General features: G+C 37.3%; 24 protein-coding genes. 16 read left to right on the forward strand and 8 right to left on the reverse strand.

Annotated features, from left to right (window positions below; translation table 11 throughout):
- Positions 1–14: 14 nt before the first annotated feature.
- On the forward strand, positions 15–1,142 hold the full coding sequence (locus AC2INI_RS14145; RefSeq protein WP_486306150.1) for an acyl-CoA desaturase: 1,128 nt from the start codon (positions 15–17) through the stop codon (positions 1,140–1,142).
- Between the two features lie 73 nt (positions 1,143–1,215).
- Here AC2INI_RS14145 and AC2INI_RS14150 read toward each other — a convergent pair whose 3' ends face one another.
- Positions 1,216–2,175: a S1 family peptidase gene (locus AC2INI_RS14150; protein WP_122032072.1), complete on the reverse strand. Its 960-nt coding sequence runs from the start codon at positions 2,173–2,175 to the stop codon at positions 1,216–1,218.
- A 195-nt stretch (positions 2,176–2,370) separates the two neighbouring features.
- Between AC2INI_RS14150 and AC2INI_RS14155 the strand changes: the two genes are divergently transcribed.
- Positions 2,371–3,387: an acyltransferase gene (locus AC2INI_RS14155; protein ID WP_486306443.1), complete on the forward strand. Its 1,017-nt coding sequence runs from the start codon at positions 2,371–2,373 to the stop codon at positions 3,385–3,387.
- Between the two features lie 4 nt (positions 3,388–3,391).
- Here the strand turns inward: AC2INI_RS14155 and AC2INI_RS14160 are convergent, their stop codons facing one another.
- Complete coding sequence (locus AC2INI_RS14160) at positions 3,392–4,297, reverse strand: LysR family transcriptional regulator (RefSeq protein ID WP_486306151.1); 906 nt, start codon at positions 4,295–4,297, stop codon at positions 3,392–3,394.
- Between the two features lie 192 nt (positions 4,298–4,489).
- On the opposite strand from AC2INI_RS14160, the gene AC2INI_RS14165 reads away from it, so the two are divergent.
- Both AC2INI_RS14165 and AC2INI_RS14170 read left to right on the forward strand, forming a co-directional pair.
- The gene (locus tag AC2INI_RS14165) at positions 4,490–6,541 is read left to right on the forward strand and encodes an alkyl/aryl-sulfatase (protein ID WP_486306152.1); all 2,052 of its coding nucleotides are present in this window, start codon (positions 4,490–4,492) and stop codon (positions 6,539–6,541) included.
- A gap of 144 nt (positions 6,542–6,685) precedes the next feature.
- Positions 6,686–7,060, forward strand: coding sequence for a hypothetical protein (locus tag AC2INI_RS14170; protein WP_122032076.1), 375 nt, complete (start codon positions 6,686–6,688; stop codon positions 7,058–7,060).
- Positions 7,061–7,062: 2 nt separating this feature from the next.
- Here the strand turns inward: AC2INI_RS14170 and AC2INI_RS14175 are convergent, their stop codons facing one another.
- The gene (locus AC2INI_RS14175) at positions 7,063–7,971 is read right to left on the reverse strand and encodes a DUF808 domain-containing protein (RefSeq protein ID WP_486306444.1); all 909 of its coding nucleotides are present in this window, start codon (positions 7,969–7,971) and stop codon (positions 7,063–7,065) included.
- A 142-nt stretch (positions 7,972–8,113) separates the two neighbouring features.
- The gene (locus AC2INI_RS14180) at positions 8,114–9,016 is read right to left on the reverse strand and encodes a DUF5666 domain-containing protein (protein WP_486306153.1); all 903 of its coding nucleotides are present in this window, start codon (positions 9,014–9,016) and stop codon (positions 8,114–8,116) included.
- A gap of 82 nt (positions 9,017–9,098) precedes the next feature.
- Between AC2INI_RS14180 and AC2INI_RS14185 the strand changes: the two genes are divergently transcribed.
- From AC2INI_RS14185 to AC2INI_RS14220, 8 genes are all read left to right on the forward strand, one after another.
- Complete coding sequence (locus AC2INI_RS14185) at positions 9,099–9,764, forward strand: response regulator transcription factor (RefSeq protein WP_486306154.1); 666 nt, start codon at positions 9,099–9,101, stop codon at positions 9,762–9,764.
- Complete coding sequence (locus tag AC2INI_RS14190) at positions 9,739–10,998, forward strand: sensor histidine kinase (protein ID WP_486306155.1); 1,260 nt, start codon at positions 9,739–9,741, stop codon at positions 10,996–10,998. Before AC2INI_RS14185 ends, AC2INI_RS14190 begins: the two co-directional genes overlap by 26 nt.
- 70 nt (positions 10,999–11,068) lie before the next feature.
- Positions 11,069–12,241 carry a YcbX family protein gene (locus AC2INI_RS14195; protein ID WP_486306156.1) on the forward strand — a complete coding sequence of 391 codons (1,173 nt, stop codon included), beginning with the start codon at positions 11,069–11,071 and terminating at the stop codon, positions 12,239–12,241.
- Between the two features lie 88 nt (positions 12,242–12,329).
- A complete protein-coding gene (locus AC2INI_RS14200; protein WP_122032081.1) occupies positions 12,330–12,746 on the forward strand; it encodes an RNA-binding S4 domain-containing protein in 417 nt (138 codons plus the stop codon).
- 190 nt (positions 12,747–12,936) lie between these two features.
- Positions 12,937–13,266, forward strand: coding sequence for a DMT family transporter (locus AC2INI_RS14205; protein WP_486306157.1), 330 nt, complete (start codon positions 12,937–12,939; stop codon positions 13,264–13,266).
- A 72-nt stretch (positions 13,267–13,338) separates the two neighbouring features.
- The gene (locus tag AC2INI_RS14210; RefSeq protein ID WP_122032083.1) at positions 13,339–13,956 is read left to right on the forward strand and encodes an NAD(P)H-dependent oxidoreductase; all 618 of its coding nucleotides are present in this window, start codon (positions 13,339–13,341) and stop codon (positions 13,954–13,956) included.
- Positions 13,957–13,962: 6 nt separating this feature from the next.
- Entirely contained in the window at positions 13,963–15,879 is a 1,917-nt protein-coding gene (locus tag AC2INI_RS14215) for a monovalent cation:proton antiporter-2 (CPA2) family protein (RefSeq protein ID WP_486306158.1), read from the forward strand.
- 385 nt (positions 15,880–16,264) lie between these two features.
- The gene (locus AC2INI_RS14220) at positions 16,265–17,368 is read left to right on the forward strand and encodes a winged helix-turn-helix domain-containing protein (RefSeq protein WP_486306159.1); all 1,104 of its coding nucleotides are present in this window, start codon (positions 16,265–16,267) and stop codon (positions 17,366–17,368) included.
- Between the two features lie 35 nt (positions 17,369–17,403).
- Here the strand turns inward: AC2INI_RS14220 and AC2INI_RS14225 are convergent, their stop codons facing one another.
- Positions 17,404–18,906, reverse strand: coding sequence for a DUF3612 domain-containing protein (locus tag AC2INI_RS14225; protein ID WP_122032086.1), 1,503 nt, complete (start codon positions 18,904–18,906; stop codon positions 17,404–17,406).
- A gap of 135 nt (positions 18,907–19,041) precedes the next feature.
- On the opposite strand from AC2INI_RS14225, the gene AC2INI_RS14230 reads away from it, so the two are divergent.
- Positions 19,042–19,605, forward strand: a complete 564-nt coding sequence (locus AC2INI_RS14230; RefSeq protein ID WP_486306160.1) for an aldolase/citrate lyase/malate synthase family protein — start codon at positions 19,042–19,044, stop codon at positions 19,603–19,605.
- 90 nt (positions 19,606–19,695) lie between these two features.
- On the opposite strand, the gene AC2INI_RS14235 is transcribed toward AC2INI_RS14230, so the two are convergent.
- Together AC2INI_RS14235 and AC2INI_RS14240 are read right to left on the reverse strand one after the other, a co-directional pair.
- Entirely contained in the window at positions 19,696–21,045 is a 1,350-nt protein-coding gene (locus AC2INI_RS14235) for a diguanylate cyclase (RefSeq protein WP_122032088.1), read from the reverse strand.
- A 137-nt stretch (positions 21,046–21,182) separates the two neighbouring features.
- Positions 21,183–21,530 (reverse strand): MmcQ/YjbR family DNA-binding protein, encoded by a 348-nt coding sequence (locus AC2INI_RS14240; RefSeq protein WP_486306445.1) that lies wholly within the window; start codon positions 21,528–21,530, stop codon positions 21,183–21,185.
- A 73-nt stretch (positions 21,531–21,603) separates the two neighbouring features.
- Here AC2INI_RS14240 and AC2INI_RS14245 point away from each other — a divergent pair, with 73 nt between their 5' ends.
- Positions 21,604–21,795 carry a hypothetical protein gene (locus AC2INI_RS14245; RefSeq protein ID WP_122032089.1) on the forward strand — a complete coding sequence of 64 codons (192 nt, stop codon included), beginning with the start codon at positions 21,604–21,606 and terminating at the stop codon, positions 21,793–21,795.
- A gap of 6 nt (positions 21,796–21,801) precedes the next feature.
- On the opposite strand, the gene AC2INI_RS14250 is transcribed toward AC2INI_RS14245, so the two are convergent.
- Complete coding sequence (locus AC2INI_RS14250; protein ID WP_122032090.1) at positions 21,802–22,590, reverse strand: AraC family transcriptional regulator; 789 nt, start codon at positions 22,588–22,590, stop codon at positions 21,802–21,804.
- A 529-nt stretch (positions 22,591–23,119) separates the two neighbouring features.
- Here AC2INI_RS14250 and AC2INI_RS14255 point away from each other — a divergent pair.
- Complete coding sequence (locus tag AC2INI_RS14255; RefSeq protein WP_254052565.1) at positions 23,120–23,479, forward strand: helix-turn-helix domain-containing protein; 360 nt, start codon at positions 23,120–23,122, stop codon at positions 23,477–23,479.
- 127 nt (positions 23,480–23,606) lie between these two features.
- The gene (pepT, locus tag AC2INI_RS14260; RefSeq protein ID WP_486306161.1) at positions 23,607–24,836 is read left to right on the forward strand and encodes a peptidase T; all 1,230 of its coding nucleotides are present in this window, start codon (positions 23,607–23,609) and stop codon (positions 24,834–24,836) included.
- The last annotated feature ends 35 nt before the right edge of the window (positions 24,837–24,871 follow it).

Below are 24,871 nucleotides of genomic sequence, written 5' to 3' on the forward strand. Positions count from 1 at the left end.
ATGGAATATTTATTATGCATCAAGGATCAAAACCACCTATTATTTGGTTAAATGTATTTATATTTACATCAAGTTTATTACTCGCTTTAGTCGCTACCCCTCTTTACGCCTATTACAATGGCTTAGGTAGTGAACATTGGATCTGGCTATTAGTCGCTTTCAGTTTTTGTAACCTATCTATTACGGCAGGTTATCATCGTTTATGGTCTCATAAAGCTTATAATGCTCACCCTGCCTTACGCTTTATTTTTGCTTTAGGTGGCGCATTTGCACTACAAAATAGTGCTCTGCATTGGTCTTCGGATCATCGTGTTCATCACCGTCATGTAGATAATAATGACAAAGACCCTTATTCAGCCAAACGTGGGTTTTGGTACTCACATATAGGGTGGATGCTACGTCACTACCAACCTGCAACTTATAACGATTACGCTAATTGCCGTGATCTACAAAAAGATACCGTAGTAATGTGGCAACATAATCATTATGTACCGTTAGCTCTTCTTATGAACATTGGTATTCCAGTGCTTCTTGGCATTATCTACGGAGACATTATAGGAATGCTGCTTATGGTTGGTGCAGTACGTTTAGTATTAAGTCATCACACAACTTTCTTTATCAACTCACTTGCTCATATTTGGGGCTCTCAGCCTTATACTGAAAAAAACACTGCGCGTGATAATGGCATTTTAGCAGTATTTACTTTTGGTGAGGGGTACCATAATTACCACCACATTTTTGAAAATGATTATCGTAACGGTATTTACTGGTGGCAATATGATCCTACAAAATGGTTTATTAAAAGCTGTTCATGGTTTGGCTTAACCACGAAGTTACGAGTTAGCCCTCAAGCTAAAATAGAAAAAGCTAAAGCCCTTATGTTACGTAAGAAAGCAGAAGATAAAATTGCATCACTCCATAATTATCATGCCGTTAAAGAACATTTAGAAGCAGAGTATGATGCGTTGATTGAACGTATGTCAGAATATTACGATTCGAAAAAACAGCTTCTTGATAATAAGAAAAATGACTTATCGAAAAAATATGAGCTAGCGGTTCTTAGTGTTCAACATAAGCAAATTAAATTGCAGTTTGAACAGCAGAAAAAATCATGGAACAGTCTTGTTTTACAATACATTTAATTTACTTTCTCTTTAAATACTAAAAAGGACACCTCATCACGAGTTGTCCTTTTTTATCACCTGAACGCTATTGTTAACTTAATTTACGACGGGAAAAACCAAAGATGTATAATGCAAGTAAACTTCCAAAGGTGAGCGCCCCACCAGAACTCCCACTACTTGCTGTCGCCGAAGTCGTTGGCGCGATCTCTCCCCTCTGCGCCTGAAGGATCCAATCCTTATATTGACTAACATCCGTAAAAACCGATTGAGCAGCAACATTTTTATCCCCACAAGTTCCTGGGCCAAAACTCACAATTCCTATTTGTTTATTATTCCAAATCAATGGCCCACCAGAGTCTCCTTGGCAAGTCGCGGTCACTAAGTCTGAATCACTAATGGGTGGATCTGGCTCTTTACCTTTGGTACAAATTAATTTATCTGTAATCGTAATTCCCTGCCATGAACCACAATTTTCAGAACTAACATAATTAACCGATGCTTCCATAAATTGTAAATCAGGGTTCTTCTGACTAGTACTTAAACGTCCATAACCAACAATAGTCAAAACCTGATTCTCATCTTGATATAGCTCTTGATCATCAGAAGTACTCAAACTCACCTTCTTAATTAAAGCATAAGTTGGCAGAGGCTGAGATAGCTCTAGTACCGCTACATCATTAATTAGTGTTGAATTATCATAATTACTAGGATAATAAATATTTTTAACTGCGACCCGCTGAACAGCAAACATCTCTGGCGCATTATTAGCATCTATCGCAACTTTAGTATTTGCAATATTAAAATCAGAAATATCATAAACACAATGTGCCGCTGTTAATATATGAGTTGCATCTAACACAGACCCACCACAAAAAGGATAAATCGTATTCGGTTGGCTTTCATACTCAAACATTAATGAAGCCATAAATGGGTAATTTGCTACATCAGCATCAATTCCACCCACAATATATGGTGTCACTATAGCTTCTTCCGCTTGTAAAACAGGCGAGAAAAATGATACTGATAACAATAATCCTATAAGTATTTTCATGTTTACCCCTTGATACAACAGTAAAACATGTTAATAATACATTGAATCCATGTTGTAATGTTAGTTCATGTTTAGTCTTTAATCATACTTTTGACTACAAGCCACAAATAAAAAAACACTTACAATATTAAGACATTTATTAATTTCTTTTGCGATATAACCTATCAACGAACGCTAATGACAAGAAGTAGGAAGATAATGGGAAGAGTTTTCTTTTTTGATTTACTAAGATGCATTGCTGCGATTGCAGTCGTCGCGATTCACGTATTGGCTCCCTATCGACATGAGTTGAATTCAATTCCTTTTGATCAGTGGGCAACGTCAGTATCAGTAAACAGCTTGAGTCGTTGGGCAGTTCCGGTGTTTATTATGATAACCGGAGCATTAATGCTCAGTGATAAGAGAGAGTTTGATGCACCTTATTATGTAAAAAAACGACTCGGAAAGGTACTTGTTCCTTTTCTTTTCTGGTCTGTCTTTTATGCTTTATTGTCAGGGTTAACCGCGCAGGGTTATGATTTTGAAGCAGCAAAAACGGTATTGATCGATCTGCCTTTTGAATACACCTATTACCACTTAGGGTTCTTTTATTACTTTATTCCACTTTATATTGTTATTCCGTTTTTTCGAGTGATGGTTCAAAAAATGGATAACACCGCTCTCTTTTCACTTATTGGTGTGTGGTTACTTACTACCTGTTTCTTTCTTGTCAAATTTGAAGGATTCTGGAGCACAGAGATCTGGCTGTATAGTGGTTACTTATTGCTAGGCTATGCATTATACCAACGAGTTTCGTTAACTAAAACGAACACCATAATCGCACTGTTGATTGGAATTACTGCATTAGCAACGACGGTTTATATGGTGATAAGCCAAAGCCTACTATTAGGAGAATATACGGTAGGTAGATGGTTATCCTATAAGACCATAAATACCGTCGCTGCGGCTGGAATGCTGTTTTTTGTTTGCCGTTATTATGGTGAATCACTGTCTGATAAATCCCGCACCACTGTCGGTTTTATTAGTACCTACAGCCTAGGTATTTACTTACTCCATCCATTATTCTTATGGCCAATGAAAAATTACGCGTGGTACGAAGGACATAACCCGATGTGGGTCATTCCGGTTTGGGTTGTCCTTAGTGGTGCTGGCGCACTTGGCTTAAGCTGGTTACTTTCTAAATCGAAGAAAACAGCATGGCTTGTGCCTTAATTCTCTAAACCTGTTCGGCTGCGATAATTAATTGTCGCAGCCATTGATTCGCTTTATTGTTTTCAACCTTAGTAGCCCAAAGCATATGGATTTTTGTTGCCCGAACAGGAAAAGGAACATCCAATAGTTGTAACCCAAAACTCTCTTTATACTGGGAAATCAAACGAACCGAATTAATACCAATAAAGTCCGATTGAGCAACACATGCCATCATTCCCATCATAGAAGTATGCTCACTGCCCATTTTGCGATTTGGCAGTGCTTCCTCAGCTAAGTAATCTGTTATCGTCTGCTTAAAGCGGCGGATATTTAGAAAGGCATGATCTTCTTCAAAAAAACTATCTCGAGTAATACTTCCAACTATTCTTGGATGCCCGCATCGTGCAATGCAACAGATTTTATCTTCTGACACCACTAGGCTTCTCAATGATGATTGTCTTGGTTTCATCACATCTAATACCAAATCCACTTTCTCTAACATCAAAGCATCAATAATATCGTTTTCATTACTCGGTAGCTCTCTTAAAGTAACAGTAATGTCACTCTCTTTAAGCAGCGCTTTTAATCTTATTTGCAATTGAGGGATTACAGACTCTAGTGCATAAATAGAAAAGGTTAGTTTCGATGTTTTAGGATCAAATTCCTCACCTTCTTTTCCTACGTTTGCTAAAACCATAACTGATGGCTCTACTTGCTTAAACAGGTTCTCCCCATAATTCGTCATCTCAATGCCACGGCCCGAGCGAGCGAACAACTCACTGCCTAAAGAGGCTTTTAAACGACGAATAGCATTACTGACTGACGACTGAGTTAAATCAAGCTCTTCTGCCGCTTTAGTGAATGAACCGGTTTGACACACAGAAACAAAAACTCGTAATAAATTCATATCGAAATCTTTTTGTTTTGGCACTATTCATTCCTCTCTGTTTTTACTCATTAAAAACCCATTACATTTATATTGTAAATGTTAATTATACAATTTTCTCTATTTTTAAAATGTATATAGATCACTAATATTGGTTTCAGCACTGAGGCAAATCGCGAAGTTAAAGCCTCACACAACTTTATTATTCAGTTCTAATTTACTTAAACCGGTGGATTTATGAAAAAGACTATTTTAGCTATTGTTATCTCATCAATATCTTTAAGCTCTATCGCTGCGGATCACGACCATGAACACTTTAGTGAAATTGGTAAACAAGGCGGCAAACCAGCAACCAAAACAACTATTGAGAAAAATGACGCTTTCGCAAAAACATTAAACTTTTCTGATACTCGTGCTTTTGAAAATAATAACAAAGGTCTGATTGCTTCATTCGATAAAAAGACCGGTGACATTATCCGTAATAGCTTTGACTTTATCGACCCATCTGTAGCTAACGCTGATAATGCACCTGATTCAGTAAACCCATCGCTATGGCGTCAAGCAGTATTAAACCAAGCAGCTGAAGGTTTATACGAAGTCGTTCCAGGGAAAATCTATCAAGTTCGTGGTACAGACTTAGCTTCAATCTCTTTCATTCGTAGTGATAATGGGTGGATTGCCTACGACGTATTACTAACACGTGAATCAGCAAGCCAATCATTAAAATTCTTCCAAGAAAATGTTCCTGAAGGTGGTGACTTACCTGTTGTCGCTATGATCTATTCTCACTCACATGCCGATCACTTTGGTGGTTCAGCAGCGATTAAAGAAGCCTTCCCTGATGTAAAAGTATACGGCTCAAAATACATCACAAAAGAGATTGTTGATGAAAACGTATTAGCTGGCAATGCCATGTCTCGCCGTACTGCTTACCAATACGGTGCAACGCTTAATCGTCACGAACACGGCATTGTTGATGCGGCGTTAGCGAAAGGCTTATCAAAAGGCGCAATTACTTATGTACTACCTGATTACGAGCTAAACCATAACGAAGAAATTGAAACACTAAACATTGATGGTTTAGAAATGCAATTCATGGATGCCTCTGGCACAGAAGCGGCGTCAGAAATGGTGACTTACATCCCAAGCATGAAGGCACTATGGACGGGGGAATTAACTTATCAAGGAATGCACAATCTTTATACACTGCGCGGTGCCAAAGTTCGTGATGGTTTAAAGTGGTCTAAAAAAATCAATGAAATGCTAATGACGTGGGGCTCAGCAACTGACGTGCTATTTGCTTCTCACTCAGCACCAGTATGGGGAACCGAAGAAATCTCTGATTACCTAAAAATGCAACGAGATGCTTATGGTTTTACGCATAATCAAACCCTTCGCTTGGCAAATGACGGTGTCGTTCTGCAAGACATGGGGGATGAGATCTACACGGTAATGCCAGAGAGTATTCAAAAAACGTGGCACACCAATGGTTACCATGGAACCTACTCTCACAATGCTCGTGCCGTTTACAATATGTATTTAGGCTATTTTGACATGAACCCTGCGAACTTAAACCCATTACCAGTAAAACCTGAATCTGCAAAATTTGTAGAATACATGGGTGGCAGTGAGTTAATTTTAGAGAAAGCAGAGGCTGATTTTGAAAAAGGCGAATACCGCTTCATTGCAACGGCTCTAAACAAGGTAATTCAGGTTGAACCTAAAAACGTAGAAGCTCGAAAATTACTGGCTGATACTTATGAGCAACTAGGTTATCAAGCTGAGGGCGCAGGTTGGAGAAACATCTATCTTACTGGTGCTCAAGAATTACGTGTAGGTACATTACCAGGCGCACCGAAAACTGCATCACCTGATGTACTTGCAAACATGACGATTGAAAACCTATTGGATTATTTAGCAGTACGTGTTGATTCAATGAAAGCTCAACACACACCGTTCACATTAAATGTTGTCATTCCTGATGAGAAAGAAACGTATTTTGTGGAAATGTCTAACGGCAATTTAAATAACATTTTAGTTGATAAAGAAGTGAAAGCTGACGCGACACTATTAATTAACCGTTCTGATGTTTCTAAGATCTTGCTGCAACAAATGACACTCGCCACATTGCTAGAAAACGGAAGTGCTGGAATTAAGGGTGACAAGTCAGTCCTACAAAAACTGACTGACTCACTAACCAATGCTGATGCTAAATTTGAAATTGTTCCTCGCCCAGCAAAAGGCGAAGAAGTTGATGCTGAGTTATATGAAACCGCTCATAAGCATTAATTCATTCAACCTTTTCAAATAAAGTAACTAACCGCCGATGATACATAGCATCGGCGGTTTCTTTTCTTCTTTCAAACGAACCGAAAATATCACCTATACTAGAAATATGGATAAGTGATATTACATCTATTTTAGAGGCTTCTTATGAATAAATTTCTTATAAAAATCATATTTCTAACTTCAAGCTTATTCTTTTTAGGCTGTGCCAAAACAACAACAGTAACAAACCAAAACGAAGTCACTTCTCATTCTGTTGAGGTATTTTATAGCCCTCCAACAGAAAGAACCTATACCGAATTAGGAATGATCAATACTCAAACAGGACAAACTATCTTTCATGACAGAAGTAATGAAGGCATGGTGAAAAAACTGCAAGATGAAGCCGAAAAACTAGGCGCAGATGCCATTATTGTTAGAGCATCAAAAGAAGGTACATGGGGAGTTAAAGGTGGAGGAACTACAGGCTTCGAACGTGGTAACGCTGAAGCCATTGCAATTAAGTTTACTGACAACAAGTAAAATTATTGAGATTTAATCTTCTGATAAGTGCTAATAACAGCAAGAAGAATAAAGCCACTCAGTAACCCTACAATCCCATTACCAATCGTTAAATAGGTCGCAGCAACATAAGGAATACTAGGAAATAAACTCACTACACTTTCTAGTGTATGGTGAACAAATGGAAGGCTGTGAACGACAATGCCACCACCGACTAAAAACATAGCGATGGTACCGACAACAGTTAAGAACTTCATTAACTTTGGTGCCATTGCCACTAAACCATTACCAATAGAACTTAAAATTCCCTCACCTTTACTTTTACGCTGTAGATAAAATCCTAAGTCATCCATTTTTACGATACCAGCCACAAGGCCATATACACCAATGGTCATCAGTACTGCGATTAAGCTCATTACCAATACTTGAGTAATAAACGGATGCCCTTGAACCGTTCCTAGTGCGATGACAATGATCTCAGCAGACAAAATGAAATCAGTACGAATCGCCCCTTTTATCTTCTTCTGCTCATAATCTTCAATGTCTTCTGGATTGGTTTGCGTCTCTTTTTCATGGTCTTCGTTTGCATCATGCTGGTGAAAGAATTTCTCATGGATTTTCTCAGCGCCTTCAAAACAGAGGAACAAGCCACCAATGAGTAATAATGGAGTGATCAGCCAAGGTGCAATTGAACTAATCAGCAAGGCAGCCGGAACTAAAATTAGCTTATTTTTGAATGAGCCTTTTGCAACGCCCCATACAACAGGGATCTCTCGTTCCGCCCTAACGCCTGACACTTGCTGTGCGTTAAGCGCTAAATCATCACCCAATACACCCGCGGTTTTCTTTGCCGCCACTTTTGACATTAGCGCAACATCATCAAGTACCGATGCAATATCATCTAATAGTGTTAATAAACTTAACCCTGCCATTTTGTTTCCTTTTAATTCTTTTGAGTTCTCATTAAATAGTAAGCCGAATTTATCAATTGTCATGGCTTATTTTTTAGATAGTACATAAAAACAAAAAACCACAGACTCAATTAGATCCTGTGGTTTTTAGGATAACTACAAATTAATCGTTATCTAGTTCAATTTCTGTTGCTTCTAACACGCCATTTTTATTGATTAAATCAACTTCTACTTTTGCATTTAGTGCCAATATGCTGTTATCACTCGTGACATCTTCACCATTTTTATCTTCTTTAAAGAACTGAGTATTTTCAGTGATTGTTACTTTTGTTCTACCATTCAATATCATTAATGTTTTTTCAGGATTAAGAGCTGTGATATGCCCTTCTACTTCTGCATTAGAAAAGTCAGATACGTCTTCTACATCAACATCAATAGCTATGAATTTATTTGCACTATATGTACCTTCGACTTCAACCCACACGCCATTGCTTAATTCATTTACATCATCGTAATCTTTAGACTCAACAAATGTAGAGTTCAATTTGAACGTATTGTTTGCTCGATCAAAATCTGACACAACACCTTCATGCACATCATTAGGTAAAAAATCAGCGTTATAAATTGCTGTAATTACCCATTCTTTTGAGTCGTTAAGGTAACCAAATAACATAGCTCTTTGATCAGCCAATATATTCTGCTTTGCTGCTAAATCAGCATGTTTAAATGTTTGCCCATTAATTGTAATATCAGCACTAGTAACGTGTGATACTTTGCCTACAACTACTGGCTCCAACTCAACTTCGTAAGCCGTACCATTATCATACTCAACTTCAACCTGCATTCCTTTATCAAGCTCAATGAAGTTAACTGGCATATCATTTAGTTTAATTTCAGCATGACTTACATTTAATGACTTCGAGCCTACTGTCATCGAATCATTGCTTTGATCAACCGACTCAATTGCACCAATGTATGAGCTTGACACACGGCTATCACTTGAATCATCCGAGCCACAGCCCGATAGCATTGCAGTTCCTAATAATAAAACAGCGACTTTTTTCATTTTTTAACCTAATTATTATAAATTATGTACTTTATGAGAGTACTATAATGATTAGTATGTGAAGGATTCGTGAAGAGATAAAATGAAAGTATTAATTGTTGAAGATAACCACCACGTTGCTGAAACTATTGCTGATTACCTTGAATTAGTCGGTATCGATATTGATTGCGCCTACCATGGTGTTGCAGCAATAGAAATCCTAAAAAAAGAGAGCTTCGATGTCATCGTAATGGATATCATGATGCCTAAACTGGATGGTATAAGCACAGTAGAAGCACTGCGTAGTGAGCATGCTTGCAGTACCCCTATTCTTTTCTTAACCGCAAAAGATACATTAGAAGATAAAATTCATGCCTTTGAAGTTGGCGGAGATGATTACCTTGTAAAACCATTTGCAATGGAAGAGCTGCATATGCGTTTACTTGCTTTATCCAATCGCGGTCGACGCACTGATATCGGAAAATTGACGTTTGAAGATATGGAAATGGACATCAAAACCGGTACTCTATATCGGCAGGAAAAACTTATTAAATTAGCACCAATTCAGCTAAAAATCATTGCATTATTAATGAAAAAAGCGCCTGATATTGTCAGTAAAACTGAACTTGTAGAGCACATTTGGGGGGATGATTCTCCATCAAGTGATGCATTAAGAAGTCATTTATATACAATTCGAAATGCCATTGATAAAGGCTTTGATACACCACGACTAGAGACCATTCATGGAAAAGGCTACCGACTTAAATAATCGCTCACATCAACCGAGCTTTTTTAAAAAAATCCGTTGGACATTTGCCGTCCTTACCTTTTTGATGTTCGGACTCTTTTGGGCGGTTATTTATATCGCAGAAGATCAATTAGAAATCATTAGCCTACACCACTGGTTAGATACCGAAGCCACCCAATACACCAGAAAATATACTCAATTAGGTAAAGATACCCCACTGCCTAATGAAGAAGAGTTTTCTACGTATTGGAGTGAAAGAGAACATCCGCTTTGGCTTAACAACTACAAAAAAACTGGGTTATATGAGCAACTGCTAGGTACAGAAGATAAGCACTTTATTGTCATCGACCACCCTTCTGGTGATGGACTGCTTTATATTCTCTTTCAAGATGATGCCGATGATTACCTAGATGAGTATGAAGCCAACTTGCATTACATTACTGTAGGTCTAGGTATTCTTACGACTATTTTAATGGTTTTATACGGGGTATATTTTGTTCGTAGTATTTCAATCCCTCTGCGCCATATTCAACATAAAGTTGATTTAATGTCGCCTGAGCATCCTGACTTTACTATTGATACTAAATACCAAGAAACTCAAGATATTGAACGCTCATTACTAAAAAGTAAGCATCATATTGCTCAATTTTTTACTCGTGAAAAAGAGTTTAGTCGCTTCGCTTCTCATGAATTACGAACACCAATAATGATTATTAGCGGCTCAGCCGATCTACTTGCTAAAGTACCAGATCAACCTAGAGTCGCGCTCAAAGCAATTAATCGGCTACATCAAGCAAGTGAAGAGATGACGCTGCTTACTGAAACTTTTTTACTATTGGGTAAACAAGAAATAGAGGCTCATCATTTTCATCACTATCAAATAGAAGAGATCTTGCAGACTCAACTTAACCATTTAGAACCTCTATTTGCCAAACAAGAAATGGGCGCTCAACTAAGAATAGTTCAAGGTGAACCTTGCCTTGCTCCGAGCAGTTTTATAACGGTTGTGATCAATAACCTAATAAAAAATGCCTTTAGCTACAGCGTGGGCGACATTCAAATAAGCCTAGATAAAAACCAGCTGTGTATAATCAACTGTCATGATGGTAATGATACTTATAATGCTGGCTATGGTTGCGGGTTGGTGATTGTTGAGCGCATTTGTGAACGCATGGCTTGGGAATTTAATATTCAAAAAACTGAGAAAGACTTTATTACCACAGTCACCTTCAAATCCTATGAACTTTCAGAATAATAATGAGTAGAGAATAGGCAGTAAAATAAAAGAGAGTTTGATACACTTTACATAAATAACACCACAAAGAATGGATGCCAGCGTGAGTCAAATTAATTCAGTTTCAAATTTATCAAACATCAACGTATTCCCTGTAAAATCAATCGCAGGTATTTCACTATCTAGTGCTCAGGTTGAAAAGCAAGGCTTACAGTGTGATCGCCGATTCATGGTTGCGTCTTTAGATGGAAAAATGATTACCGCACGTACTCATCCACAAATGGTCAAAATCAAAGCCATTATTGAACCAGATGGATTAGTTCTATGCTATCCAGGATTGATTGACCTGCATTTCACCTTTAATGAATTAGAAATGAAAGAGATCGATACAACCGTTTGGAGTGATACTTTTACGGCTTATTCCACCACAGAAGAAGCCAATCAATGGTTCAGCTCTATTTTAGGCACTGAAGCACAATTGCTATTCTCTGGCGAGCAATCCAATCGTATGCGTGAAAAAATTCAAACCAACGTGAGTTTTGCCGACGGTTACCCATTGTTGGTGATCAGTGAAGCTTCACTTGCTGAATTAAATAAACGCAGTAGCAGCCATCATACTATGGCTCAATTTCGAACTAACTTAGTCGTTTCAGGTAATGAAGCCTTTATTGAAGATTCTTGGAAGCGTATTCGTATTGGTGATGTTGAATTTGAAGTCGTTAAGCCTTGCCAACGCTGTATCTTAACCACGGTAAATCCAAATACCGCTCAGTATCATCCAAATAAAGAACCGCTAAAAACCTTTTCCACCTTCCGTGCTGACGACTCTGGTAATGTTTACTTTGGTCAAAACCTCATTGCTAAAAATGAAGGGACGATTAAAGTCGGTGATAAGATCGAAGTATTGGAAACCAAAGAGAAAGAATATTATAAAGATTCAGGCTCCATTGCTGTAACTCAGCAAGTAACAGTAGATCCAATAAAAGCAAAAGAAGACACTAAATCAGAAGAGATCACCATCAGCTTAAACGGCAATTTATTCACTGGAAACACTGAAGAGCCTTTACTTCAACAAGTTGAGGCGGCAGGACTTAGCATCAATTACAGTTGTCGCTCAGGTTTATGTGGTGCTTGTCGAGTCACTTTAGAGTCTGGCGATGTTGAACAAGAAGACTCTCCTGCACTAAATCAGCGTCTTAAAGATGCAGGAATGATCCTAGCATGCTGCTCTGTACCTAAAACAGACATTGAAGTGGTTGATTAAGACTTTCACTCGCAAGCAGAGAAAGGCGCTAGGACGATGCCTTTCTCTCAGTTACAATAGCTATAATTCGTAATCCTAAGAGACCCACATGTCAGATCAAGAAGAATTTGAAGTAGAAGCGATTGGCGTTGAAGTAAATGTTCAACCTATCGAACTCTATAAAGTATTAAAAATTGCTAATGTTGTGAATGGCGGCGGTGAAGCTAAGCACATGATTAGTGAAGGCTATGTAGGTGTGAACGGCGAATTAGAACAACGTAAACGTCGTAAAATGTACGATGGTGATGTTATTGAATTCAATGAAGAATATTACGTTGTTATCTGTGATACTCCTGTTGGCGAGCTGCCAGAAATTGAAGAGAAACCTCAATTTATTCCAGTAGAACCTGAGTACACAGAGCCAAAGCCTAAAAAAGAGAAAAAAGAAAAGAAGAAGAAGCAGAAACCAGAAATTCCAACAACGATTGATCCAGAAAGCGGACGTCGTTCAATTAACTTCTTCTAATCCAGTTTCAATTATAAGCCCCTTACCCTTAGGGGCTTATTTATTATGTCCACTACAAATATTTTATCCTCCTTTCTTATTATTACAAATAAGCAAAAGTAATTATTTATTTTGCCTATTATCATTAAATTTGAAATAGCTATACTCTTCCCAACTTAATAACACCTTGACTCTAAATAGGAATAATAAAATGGGATGGCTTTTTCTCTTTCTTGCTGTAGCTTCTGAAGCACTTTCACATGTCGCCCTAAAAGCAACAGATGGTCTTTCACACCTTGTTCCTAATGTGATTGTTATTACCGGACACTTAGGGGCTTTTTACTTTCTTAGCCAAGCGATGAAAACATTACCGGTTGGTATCGCACACGCTTCTTGGGCAGGTTTGGCTATTATTGCTGTTACTCTTATTTCAAGTGCGTTTTATCACCAACATTTAGACAACAAAATTTGGCTAGGTATTGGATTTATTAGTATCGGAATTGCGATCATAAATCTTTCATCAGTTCCACATACCCATTAAGCCCCTTTTATTGCTATGATTGTAAAGTATTCAAGATTTACTTTATAAACTTAGTAAAAACAAAGAGGTTTTATGACAAAGCAACCCAAAAAAGTATTGATATTATTTGCTCACCCTTCTCAACATCGTTCAGAAGTGAATGTCTCTCTAATAAAGGCAGCAAAGAAAATCGAACATGTCACCGTGGTTGATCTGTATCATGACTACCCGAAATTTAATATCGATATTGATAAAGAACAGCAACGCCTACTTGAACATGATGTCGTTATTTTTCAATTTCCACTTTACTGGTATTCAACACCCGCGATTTTAAAAGAATGGCAAGATATGGTACTTGAATACGGATTTGCTTACGGTACCGAAGGGAAATCATTAGAAGGCAAAATCTTTCTATCCGCCATTACTGCCGGTGGTAAAGAAGAAGCTTATCAAACCAATGGTTATAACCAATTTACTATTCGTGAACTTCTGCACCCTCTTGAACAAATGGCTTCTTTAACAAATATGGAATACATCGCGCCATTAGTACTTTTTGGTGCTCGAACCGCATTAGAAGATGAACGAGTAGAAAGGCATACAGAACGGTTTAAAAACTTACTCTCTGCGTTAATTAATGATCGCGTGGATATTTCAGTGGCGAAAACCTTACCTAAGCTAAACCACTCATTCGATAAATTTATTAAGGATTAACGCATTATGACGGGATATTTTTTACAAGCTTTTATCTATCTCTTTGCTGCTGTGATTGCCGTTCCTATCGCTAAGCGTCTTGGTCTGGGATCTGTTCTTGGTTATCTGATTGCAGGGGTTGTAATTGGCCCAATAATCGGCTTAGTTGGCGAAGAAACAACAACAATTCAACATTTTGCTGAGTTTGGCGTAGTAATGATGTTGTTTCTTGTCGGCCTTGAACTTGAACCAAAAATGCTATGGGGAATGCGTAATCGCTTAATGGGATTAGGTGGCCTACAAGTTGGTGGAACAACCGCCATTGTTATGGGGATTGCTCTGTTCTTTGGCCAGCCTTGGACTATCGCCCTCACCATCGGTTTAATCTTTGCACTCTCATCAACCGCTATTGTATTACAGACCTTTAATGAGAAAGGACTAGCAAAAACTGAGGGCGGTCAAAATGCCTTCTCTGTATTGTTATTTCAAGATATTGCTGTGATCCCAATGTTGGCTTTTATTCCATTATTGGCATTGCCTGAACTAATTGAAAAAGCACAATTAGCGGCAGCAACCGCAGCAGAGCACCATGATGAAATAAGCTTAGTTGCAGGACTTCCTGGGTGGGCTTATGGTTTAGTGATTACCGCATCCATTGCACTTGTAGTGGTTGGTGGTCATTATCTTAGCCGTCCACTGTTTCGCTTTGTAGCAAGCTCTGGACTGCGTGAAATATTCACAGCAACGGCACTAATGCTTGTGATTGGTATTGCAGCTCTTATGAGCTTAGTGGGACTGTCACCTGCACTAGGAACTTTCTTAGCTGGCGTTGTATTAGCTAACTCCGAATTTAGACACGAACTCGAATCGAATATTGACCCATTCAAAGGGCTGTTGCTCGGGCTGTTTTTCATTACCGTGGGGGCAGGGATTGACTTCGGTATTCTGTTTGATGACTTCTTTACCATTATCGGTTTAACTATTGGGGTAATGGCACTTAAAGCAGCTGTTCTATATGTTTTAGCCTTAATCTTTAAGATTAAAAACAGTAATCGTTGGTTATTCACCTTAAGTTTGGCTCAAGCTGGTGAGTTTGGATTTGTACTATTGAGTTTTACGGTTCAAAACCATGTATTACCACCAGAAGTCGCACAGCCATTATCATTAGTTGTAGCCCTTTCTATGTTCTTTACTCCTGGGTTATTCATTCTTTTTGATAAAGTGATCTTACCTCGCTTCGAGCAAAAATCGAATGATAGAGAGTCGGATAGCATTGATGAAAAAGGCACGGTAATTATTGCTGGCGGTGGTCGATTTGGCCAAGTAGTTAATCGCTTCTTAGTATCAAACCATGTAAAAACAGTGGTTCTTGACCACCAAGCCGATCAGGTAGATACATTACGTCAGATCAATACCAAGAGTTACTTTGGGGATGCTACTCGTCCTGATCTACTGCATACCGCAGGAATTGATCATGCAGCAATGTTGGTCGTTGCTATAGATAATCAAGAAAGCAGTGTTGAACTGGTTAAGTATGTTAAGCACACCTACCCTAAAGTTAAGATCTTAGCTCGTGCATTTGATAGAGGTCATTCTTATATGCTTCGTTGTGCTGGTGCTGATTTTATTGAATCTGAAACCACTCGTTCTGCACTTGAGATGGGGGCAGAAGCAATGCGTGGATTAGGCCAACACCCATTCCATGTAGAACAACAAAAAATAGCGTACAAAAAGGTCGAAAATCAAAGCTCTGATAAATTATATCAGGCGTGGTTAGATGATTCAGAAGGCGAGCGATTTGATAATAACTATCGCAAACTCTTCATTGAACTTGAAAGCACTATTAAACATGCCATGAGTAAAGATCGTTCTGACAAACACAACCAATCAGAACGTGCGTGGACACCACCACCAAAAGGCTATGCTGATGATCTTGATGAATAAATTTATATACTAATAATTTACTCCTACTATATGCTTATATTTTCAATTTAAAAATATAAGCATTATCATTACAAAATAAATGGTTATTTTTATTTTAAGTACCTTAAAATCGAAAACGAAACCTATGCGTAATTAATTTATTTGCTAAGTAAACAGATAAGATCTTATTAATTCATAAAGCATATTAAACTTCTACTCCTACGATACAAAGAATGCTATTTTTACATTAAAATTCAACTAGTTATAAGATTAAATTTTTTTATCGTCATCAACAAAAACATTCATCATTGATTGTTGTTTATTTATTGATAATGAAGTTTCTTTCTTGATATGCTTATCAACATGATAAAGGCACTTCCTTTGTTTCCTTCTCTTTGGTTACATAATGCTAAATAAGAATATTATACGATTTAAAGATATAACGTTTGACCCTAAAATAAATCAAATAATTAAAAATGACTGTACAATCAAGCTTACTTATAGTGAATCACGAATTTTAAAACTGCTTTTAACTTCTCCAAACAAGATATTCTCGAAAGATGATATCTTTACATATGTTTGGAACGGTACAGCTAGTAATATAGGTGTAGTACCACAAACCATTTCGGTGTTACGAAAAAAATTACATAACAATGATATCTATATTATTGAAACTATTAAAAATAAAGGTTACAAAGCGGATACTTATGGTACTAGTTTTGGACAAAAAAAATTAAATCAAAGCCATTACATATTTTCTTTACTTATTCTTGTCGTTTTCTGTTTTTGTCTTTTTTTCTTTGAAAAAAAACTGAGACACACACCAAGCAAAACAGAACCAAGTTTAGAAATATTAATGCCAAACGTATTTCAGGTAAGTGACTCTCTGCCGTTTATTTTTGATCCTACTGTATTAAAAGAAAACATGACCTATTACATTAACCGACAAACTGAAAGTTTGAATATCTCAGCCTGTCATCAAATAAATAACAAATGTGATTTGGTTTATAATAAAATTATCTTCTTACAAAATGGGAATTTTGACTCTATAATTACCAAATATATTGACGAAATTAATTTCACTAATTCGCTATATAAAAAAGACATAAACAGCAATCAGGACCGATTTAATACAGCCTCGCAAGTTCTAGTTGATAGCGAAAGCGAAAAAGACTATAGAGGTCAAGTGATTGCAAACTATAGCTTAAAGAAGTCGAATAACCACAATAATTATTCTTATAACAAGGCATCTATTGTTATTGATGAAACAGGCTATCGTGGGCAATGTACTTTCACTCGTAAAAGTGATGCTCATCCACTCCAATGCCAAGGAGAAGATTGTGTGAATTATTTTGGATCCATTTCAGATCCTAAAAAAGATTATGCTTATAGAAAACTTTTCCAACAAGCAACAAGCGGATTAAGTATTCACTTATTTCCGGTGAGTAGAGATGTCTCGCTATTTTATAATACAGAGTCGCAGCTCTCTTACTTGGTTTATCAATACTAAACGAATAGCCGTTAATTTATCATAATTAACGGCTATTATTTATAACAACTTGGCTTTCTTGGGCAAACTGCTCCACGAGAACAAATCACTCTCGCATCCGTTTCTAACCCACGTTCAATCCAATTAATATTTAGTATCTTAGCAACACTAATTAACTCTCTTTTTATTCCTTTTGCTATAGGGCTTTCACCGCCATTTTTCACACACGCTTTTTGTAGATCACGAGCTAATGAAACCGCATCTTTACCTTGAGCCTCAATTGCCGGATTCAAGTCAATACCAGCGCATAACACGCGATTATTACCTGCAGGATCAGTCATATTGACCGATTCACAACAATAGATACGAGGTTCATTATTTACATTAAGAATAGATATTTGCGCTGAACTTCCCTCTTTAGGTTCCGATAATCGTCTAAATACCGCCCAATGGTGACAAGGATCATTCACCTGTTTCATGTTTCCCCAAGGTAAGGGAATACCATTGCCACGATAAACGGCTTTGAGCTTCCCTGGAGCATACGCATCAAAATAATGCCAATGAGGATAGGGAGAAACCACCGTCATTCGTCTCATCGCCACAGAAGGAGAAACTCCTGCTAAACGATGGGTATCTATTTCATATCCATGTCTATCAAGTAATTGCCTAAACGGAACTCGTGGACACAGTAATGCACCCGCAAAGAAACTGGACTCAAAATCACGCCACGCATTTAAAATATCTTGTGCATTTAACGAGCTGTCAGTGTGGTGAATTTCATCATCAAACACGCGATGGCTACCGACAGACAAAGAGCTCTTCAAGCCTTCTTTGTTATGTAAAACACAGTGACCAATGTATACCGCTAAATCGTATTTCAATCGCGTCGGATGATTCTTTAAAATCTCATTCAGATAGACGGTGCAAGGTGGCTCAAAAAAGGACGTCAGTAACTCTTTACCGTTAACACCAAATTCATCAACAACGGACTTTGGCGTATCTTGTACCCACTTAAGAATTAAGCCATGATGCGCAGCCAAATCCATCATCTGCTCAACACTCAATGGTAATTGTTTCTGCCCTACCTCTTCAGCGGCACGTTCTAAATCTGGAAAGTGGTTTTGATTATTTTCTTGATGGGCTCGAATAAGAAGGTGCGCAAATTGACGGCCAGTGATCCCCGTTTGATTTAGCATTTCAGGGATCGCTATTTGTAAAATGTCATTGGAGAATAGAAAACTCGGTTCAAGTGCCATACCGCTGATACCACCTCTACGTCCCTTATCTGGCGTAATAGCTTGTGCTTCTGGCTCGCTATCCAAGAACCACGAAGATTCTTTTTGAAATACCGTAGCGATAACTTCCAACATATCAGCGCTGGGAACCCGCTTTCCTCTCTCTATCATAGAAAGATAAGACACTGACGGTGAATTCTCAGGATCAACTCGAATACAGCGAGTGGAGAGATCTTCCATCGTTAAGTGATTGCGTTTTCTCAGATTTCGAATTTTTGTTCCAAGAAAATGACTTTGTCTAATAATACTTTTTGACTGGCGCATCTTGTAAAATTCACACTGTTAAGTTTTTGTTGTGAAATTGTAGTAAATATTAGGCTAAGCTTCAATACAAGTAAGCAAACAACTCTGACCAGTGTGACTTACTTATCTTTCAGGACGAAAATTGAGGGCAAGACTATGGCTATCACAAATATAAACAACACGAATAATGCACAACAAGAAACTCCGTTTATGGCTGAAGCTGTCTATGCCGTAGAAAAAATGGATGAAGATCATACTGAAGAGAAGCAATATCAAATAAAAAATCTATTAGACCAGTTATTTCCACTCACGAAAGGATCGCACCAAGACGTAACTAATTATCTGCTAGATTATCATCACTTAGTAGTTTTCTTTAAAGATGGTGGATGCAGTGGCTTACGTAATCCAGGAAAATTCGTTGCCTTTACCGGTCACCGATCATCACCTGATACTATCCTTTTAAAAGACAATAGCGGCAGCCATGTTGAGGTTATATTTGGTCAATCTGAAGCGGGAAAAAATACGCTTTCAGCCATTGATGATATTCAAATGGAAACCTGCACAACCTTTACTCAAGATTTTAGTCTTGCAGCCATGCGTCACTGGATCAGTCTGCTAAAGCGAGATGGGAAATCACAACCTAAAGCTCATCAAGAAGATAAAGAATACACAGCAAAGAATGGCGATGATTATCAACTAGCTTGCTGTTTTAGTATTTAATCTACCCTTAAAAATAAAAAGCCATCCCTGCAGTATTAAAGGATGGCCTTTCTTTTGTTCTTACGAATGTCTTATGACACTCAGATTCAACTAACGCTGCTTATTGAAATACATATTTCGGTCTGCCTTATGCAGCAGATCATCCACTGATTTCATTTCAGGATCAAAGCAGCCATAACCAATACTTGTATTCACATAAATATGAACATCTTTATACTCTACTGGCTTCTCAGTAATCACCGACTTAATCTTACTAATGATAAGGTGAACATCTTTCTTTTGATGAACTCTTGGCAAAAGAACTAAATACTCATCACCGCCAATACGAGCAATCACATCATTCGTTCTTAGAACCTTTGTCACTCTTCTTGCAACTTCTCTTAATACTTCATCACCAGCGGCATGACCGTAAGTATCATTAATGTCTTTAAATTTATCTAAATCTAAGTTCAATATTGCAAAAGGCATACCTTGTTTTTTTGATTTAGAAAACAAAGAACTTAGTGTATACATAAAATAACGACGATTAGGTAACTGAGTTAATTCATCTTCAAGAGAGCGATTGGTTGCCACAACATAAAATCGGAACATTATAGAAATAGACAGCAGCATTAAACCAAAAAAAGAATAACCAACTAACCGAATAATATGTATGCGAAACCAAGGATATACCTTATCTAAGGATTTCTCTTGGATGGCCATTTGCCAGCTGCCATAAGGAAGCGTAACATTTTCAACAACAATCGGATTATCGAAAATACTGGCTTTACCTAAAAAGACCTCTCCACTAGCTCCTTCGCCATCTTTCCCACGCATTGCAAAATGATAATCTGCTTTCAAATCAAAAATACCAGCATTGTAAAACAAACCATCAATATCAATTACGATACTTATCGCCCCCCAGTAGTCTCGATTATAAGGAGGATCAGAAAAAACAGGCATTCGTGCAATAAAAGCGCTTCCCCCCTGTATTAAATCAACGGGACCGGCAATAAAAATAGTTTCTAAATGGCGTGCTTTCTGTACCGTAATCCATTGATCTGGAATCGTTCTAAAATCAAGACCTAGGGCTTTAACATTACCTTTTAAAGGATAGACATAGCTCACTATATCATTAGGCGCAATCGCCAAATGGCGAATATTAAATGAATCACGATACAGCTCTGCTGCAATCAAATCCCATTGTTTAATGGTCGAGTTTGGGTTAACGGTAAGTAATGTAGATAAAGTATTAGCGTAATAAATATCAGAATGGATAGTGCTCTCTAGATTAGCTCTAACTATCGCTAATTCAGTTTTAGCTTTCGCATTAATCTGATTTTTTAAATAAGTATTTTGCTTTTTATGCAACTCTTCAACAATAAAAATGGCGACAAAAATACAACAACTTAAAAGTATAATGATCGTAGTTTTCTTAGTTAAAAGTAGTTTAACTCTCATACCGACCCTTACTTGAAATACATTTATCAATACCCTTAAAACTTGATATTGGTTCCAAAAAAGCAATAATCGTATTTAAACATATAATCTGTATGATTTTCAATCAGTTCTATTTATAAATTTATAATTATCTAAAATCACACCATCATTTTTTGTGCTTTCGTCAATTTAGAGGTAACAAGTTGATAAGAATCATCAATCCAATCCTCCACCATCCCAACAGAAACCTCATCATTAACAATGATTGTGATCCAATGCTTTTTGTTCATATGATAGCCTCGCTCGATGCATATAAACTCCTCACTCAAAAAAGTGACATTCTCAGGAGAGGCTTTAAGGGTAATCGTCAATTTTTCATTACGATATCCAATCAGAGCGAACATTTTACCAAAGACTTTAAATACCTGAGCTTCTGGCCCAAAAGGATAAGAATCTTCACTACAAGGTTTGGCAAGAAGATAATCTATCAATTCTCTTTCTGTCATTTGCGCTGCTTCAATTACAAGACTTTCTTTCAATGTTAATATCCCTTTAATTATATTATGTTGGAGAGTTACCTTGTCATCAGAACTCAAGCTTATTCCTATTGCTCTATTGTGTGCATTTCTCTCTATTATAGGTCACTTTATTCTCAGCAGTCTTTTTTCTGATGCTAGTTGGCTTGAATACGCTGCAGCCATAATTCCATTAAGTATGATTATCATTGTCTATTTCGCCTTTAAGTTTGCAGCAAAAAATGATGAGCGTTAAAGTAATTTAAATTGAGTGCTTCATTTTATACTGCTCTGGTGTGCAATCTGAATAACGCTTAAACATGGTAATAAATGGACTCGTTTGGTTATAGCCTAAGCTGAATGCGACTTCTTTAATCGACATTTTCTTTCTTAACAGCTCTAAAGAATAAAGATATCTGATCCTTAACCTCCACTCTGTAAAGCTCATGCCTAATTCACTTTGACAATGACGAGATAACGTTCTCTCTGTAGTGTGATTTCTTTCTGCCCACTCACCTAATGACGTTTCATCAGCAGGGTTAGCTTCAAGTACTTCTAAGATCGGTTTCAGTAATTTATCTGTTGATGTTGGTAAAAATCGCTCACTTTGTTTGGCGACTAACAATTGATCGAATAATACCTTAATTAATCTTTCTTGCTGTTCGTTTTCTGGTTTTTGAATTTTATGTTCTCGTAGCTCTGCAATTAATACCTCAACTAGTGCACTAATTTCTAATAAACAAGTATGAGCGGGAAGTTTTTTTGCTAGCTCAGGAACAATATTAACGGAGCAATAAGCAATGGGTTTTCGATTATAGCTTTGGTGCTGCACTCCCGCAGGAACCCAAATGGCAAAATGAGATGGAGCAAGAAAGCGCTGCCCTTCAGCTTTCAACTCTAAAATACCACCACTAATGATCTGCAATTGTCCCCATGAGTGTGAATGAGAACGAGTTTCAGTATTTGAGCGAAAAGCATCAAACAATAGATAAATATCGGAAGGCAACGCCTCAAAAGTAACTGATGCTTGTATATGTCGTTGACCTACCATTCCTTAACCTCAATAAACTGTATTAACTAGAATAACGGTATCTAATCATAGTTATTTACAGTGAACAAGTAATATTAAAATAAATGAATAAACTGATGCTAACCTCTAATTTTTTCATATTTTAATATATATATTTTAACTATTTAATTACCAGTTAAAATATAAAGTATTTTTTGTACAAACAATTTGCATTAAATGAGCAATATGATTATTATGAATTCACAAAATCAATTCGATACCTTCTTATCGGATACTTACAAATAAAATTAAGTAGTTACACCAAAATAACATTTAATTTTAACATGCAAAAACTCACAGATTACGACTTAAAATATCTGCTCATTTAAATTATTTTTATCTACAATTCAGCGAATATTAAATAAAAATCACACTCTATAAGTTGAGTAATGAAATTTATTTCATTCGTATCTAAATTAATTGAAAATATAACTTCAATTAAATATTGAATTGTTATCATTATATTAAATTTACAATTCCGAGGTTTATTGTGTTAGATGAAAACACCTCTATGGAAAGTATCTCTCGACGGATCGAGGCCAGAAAAAAAGAACTAGGACTTTCCAATACTCAAATAGCTACCGCATGCGATGTGTCAACGAGAACAGTTATTAACTGGACAAGTGGTCTTTCTAGCCCACACATTTCTAAGTTAATACCATTAAGTTTTGTACTAAAAAAAGAACTTGGTTGGATTATCTCTGGTAGTGATAACATCCCTGATTGGTTAGGAGTCACTATGTCTGATGTTATTGAATTCCATCAAGAGCTCTCAAAATATTCTAAATCTGAACGCACGATGTTATTCAAATCAATCAGTAACTTAATCAATCAATTTGGTTTTATTTTGAAGACAAAAGAAAACAAATAAAGTACGTAGCTAGCGCATAGATATGCGCTACTCCACTTTACTTTTCATGACCCATCGCAATTTTTCATCTTCTTTTTTGATCCATACTCACTCCTTGCCTTCTTTTCAATTACATAGAGTGATTATCATGAAAAACCTTGTAGAACGCTTTCTTTCTTATGTAAGTATCGATACCCAGTCAAACCCTTCTGCTCCTCAATGCCCTAGTACAGAAAAACAATTCAATCTAGCAAAGCAATTAATTGTTGAATTAAATGAGTTAGAACTTTCTGATGTATCTTTAGATGAGAATGGCTACGTCATGGCTCGTTTGCCTTCGAACGTCGACTACACTGTCCCTGCGATTGGCTTTATTGCTCATATGGACACCGCTCCAGATGCATCCGGTGAGAATGTTAAACCTCAACTTATAAAAAACTACCAAGGCGACATTATTACTCTCGGTACTAGTGGTGAAGAACTAAACCCTGCTCAATTTTCTGATTTAAAAGACCTAATTGGGCATGACTTAATTACGACTGACGGGACAACCCTGCTTGGTGCAGATAATAAAGCCGGTATTGCTGAAATTTTAACAGCAATTGCAGTACTAAAAGCCAACCCAGAGATCCCACACGGTGATATCTGTATTGGCTTTACACCAGATGAAGAAATTGGTCGTGGCGCGAACCTATTTGATGTTGAAAAATTCAATGCCAAGTGGGCTTACACCATTGATGGCGGCCCCGTTGGTGAATTAGAGTATGAAAACTTTAACGCCACTAGCGCTGATGTGATTTGTCACGGTGTTAACGTTCACCCAGGCACAGCTAAAGGCAAGATGATCAACTCCATGAACATTGCCGCGCAATTCCAATTGATGATGCCTGCCGAAGAAACTCCAGAAGGCACAGAAGGTTATGAAGGTTTCTATCATTTAAAATCAATGGAAACTGGCGTAGCAAAAACAGAACTTGGCTACATTGTGCGTGACTTTAGCCGTGAAGGTATGGCTGATCGTAAAGCCTTTATGCAGCAAAAAGTCGATGAACTAAACGAGAAACTAGAAAAAGGTCGTGTTGAGCTGATTTTAACTGACAGCTACTTCAATATGCGTGAAATGGTAGAGCCTCATCCACACGTCATTGAATTAGCAAAACAAGCAATGACCACTTGTGATATTCAGCCAGATATTAAACCAATCCGCGGTGGTACTGATGGCGCTCGTTTATCCTTTATGGGATTACCGTGCCCTAATATCTTTACGGGTGGTTATAACTTCCACGGTATTCATGAATTCATTACGATTAATGGCATGAAACAAGCCGTTGATGTAATTGTGAAAATTGCAGAGTTAAACGCAATCAACAATAAGTAATTCATAACACTATTTCTAAAACATAAAAAATGCCC

It is taken from the genome of Aliivibrio friggae (assembly GCF_057368515.1).